3 protein-coding genes and 1 pseudogene are annotated in these 2,195 nt (G+C 66.8%); all 4 read left to right on the forward strand.

Annotated elements, in window-relative coordinates; translation table 11 throughout:
- Nucleotides 1-389: pseudogene (locus EOA38_RS34385) on the forward strand (ABC transporter ATP-binding protein); the annotation flags it as partial.
- Nucleotides 389-1,057, forward strand: a complete 669-nt coding sequence (locus EOA38_RS34390; protein WP_126091815.1) for an isochorismatase family cysteine hydrolase — start codon at nucleotides 389-391, stop codon at nucleotides 1,055-1,057. The pseudogene EOA38_RS34385 and the gene EOA38_RS34390, both read left to right, overlap by 1 nt.
- On the forward strand, nucleotides 1,050-1,400 hold the full coding sequence (locus EOA38_RS34395; RefSeq protein WP_126091814.1) for a cupin domain-containing protein: 351 nt from the start codon (nucleotides 1,050-1,052) through the stop codon (nucleotides 1,398-1,400). Before EOA38_RS34390 ends, EOA38_RS34395 begins: the two co-directional genes overlap by 8 nt.
- Nucleotides 1,397-2,195, forward strand: a 799-nt coding sequence (locus EOA38_RS34400) for an amidase family protein (RefSeq protein WP_245480994.1), incomplete at its 3' end; no start/stop codon positions are given. The genes EOA38_RS34395 and EOA38_RS34400, both read left to right, overlap by 4 nt.

The following is a 2,195-nucleotide window of genomic DNA, read 5'->3' on the forward strand; positions in this document are numbered from 1 at the left end:
GCGCTAGCGCCATCAAATCCTTCAGCGCCCGGCTGGTCGAGCAGTTCAAGGTGAAGACCGCATCGCTCTCCTCGCCGATCGCCTCGCTGTCGGGCGGCAACGTGCAGCGCGCCGTGCTCGCCCGCGAGCTGACCGGCGAGGTCGACCTTTTGATCGTCTCCAACCCCTGCTTCGGCCTCGACTTCTCTGCCGTCGCCGAAATCCGCGCCCGCATCATGAAGGCGCGCAACGAGGGGGCCGCGGTGCTCCTGATGTCGGAAGATCTGGACGAGCTCCTGGAGCTTTCGGACCGCATCCTCGTCATGTCCGACGGCGCCCTCGTCTACGAGACGCCGATCGCGCAAGCGAGCGTGCAGACGATCGGCGAGCACATGGCGGGGCACCATTGATGGCAAAAATCGAAGCGCTGCCTTTCGCCTTTGCTTTCAGGCCCGAGACCACGGCACTTATCGTCATCGACATGCAGCGCGACTTCGCCGAGCCCGGCGGCTTCGGCGCCAGCCTCGGCAACGACGTCAGCCGGGTGACGGCGATCGTGCCGACGGTGAAAAAGCTGATCGAAGGCTTTCGCGCCGCTGGCCTGCCGGTGATCCACACCATGGAGTGCCACAGGCCCGACCTTTCGGACCTGCCGCCAGCCAAGCGCAACCGCGGCAATCCGTCGATCCGCATCGGCGATGCCGGCCCGATGGGCCGCGTGCTGATCGCCGGCGAGCCAGGCACGGCGATCCTCGATGAGCTCGCGCCTTTGCCCGGCGAGATCGTCATCGAGAAGCCCGGCAAGGGCGCCTTCTACGCGACCGGCCTCGGCGATGACCTGAAGCGGATCGGCGCCCGGCAACTGGTCTTTGCCGGAGTGACGACAGAAGTCTGCGTGCAGACGACCATGCGCGAGGCCAACGACCGCGGCTATGAGTGTCTGGTCGCCGAAGACGCGACGGAGAGCTACTTTCCCGAATTCAAGGCCGCCGCGCTCGCCATGATCAGGGCGCAGGGCGCGATCGTCGGCTGGACGGCGACCACCAATCAGGTGCTCAAGGGAATTGCGAATGCCTAATCTTGCCTTTGCCGGCCTCGTCGACGGTGGCTGGCGCGATCTGGCGTTCGTGCCTTTCCGTGACGGCGTGACGGTGCACTGGCTTCTCAGGGGCGGGCCGGTCGAGCCGAGTGTGGCCGTCCTTAAATATCAGCCAGGCGCCGGCGTTCCGCGCCACCGCCATGCCGGGTTGGAAACCATCGTCGTGCTGGAAGGCACCCAGAGCGACGAGAACGGTGACTATCCGGCGGGCAGCGTGATCCTCAATCCGGTCGGCACCGAGCATTCGGTGTGGACGAAGGACGGTTGCGTCGTGCTGATCCAATGGGACCTGCCGGTTATCATTCTGGGGGAGACGAAATGAGCGACATCCGCTTCGACATCGGCAGCCTGCATGCGGCTTACCAGGCTGGCACCGGCATAGCCGAGGTGATCGATAGGGTGCTGGCCCGCATCGAGGCGGCGGGCGATCCCGGCATCTTCATCCACCTTGCGACGAAAGCCGCGATGCTGGCCGAGGCCGAAGCGCTTGGTTCGTTCGACCCCGTGGCCAAGCCGCTCTGGGGTATCCCCTTCGCCGTCAAGGACAACATCGATGTCGCCGGCATGCCGACCACGGCCGCCTGCGCCGAATATGCCTACACGCCGGACAGGGATGCGACGGTCGTGGCGAAACTCAAGGCGGCGGGCGCCCTGGTCGTCGGCAAGACCAATCTCGACCAGTTCGCCACCGGCCTCGTCGGTGTGCGCACGCCCTGGCCGATCCCAAGGAATGCGATCGATCCGAGGCTGGTGCCGGGCGGCTCCTCTTCCGGCTCCGCGGTGGCGACGGCGCGCGGCATCGTCTCCTTCGCGCTCGGCACCGACACCGCCGGCTCGGGGCGCATCCCGGCCGGCCTCAACAACGTCGTCGGGCTGAAGCCAACCGTCGGCGCGCTGTCGACGGCGGGCGTGGTCCCGGCCTGCCGGACGCTCGACTGCGTCTCGGTTTTCGCGCTGACAGTCGACGACGCCTATGCGGTGCTATCGGTCGCTGCGGCGTACGATGCCGCCGACCCTTACTCTCACGACATCGCCGTCCGGCCACTCGCCGCCCGCCCGCCGGCGCTGAACGTCGGCATCCCGGCCAAGGCCGATCTGAAATTCTTCGGTGACGCAT

Origin of the sequence: Mesorhizobium sp. M1E.F.Ca.ET.041.01.1.1 (genome assembly GCF_003997355.1) — a bacterium.
Taxonomy (GTDB): Bacteria; Pseudomonadota; Alphaproteobacteria; order Rhizobiales; family Rhizobiaceae; genus Mesorhizobium.

Coding starts and splice junctions, on each gene's coding strand:
- EOA38_RS34390 (WP_126091815.1), top strand. CDS start 389: ATGGCAAAAATCGAAGCGCTGCCTTTCGCCTTTGCTTTCAGGCCCGAG.
- EOA38_RS34395 (WP_126091814.1), top strand. CDS start 1,050: ATGCCTAATCTTGCCTTTGCCGGCCTCGTCGACGGTGGCTGGCGCGAT.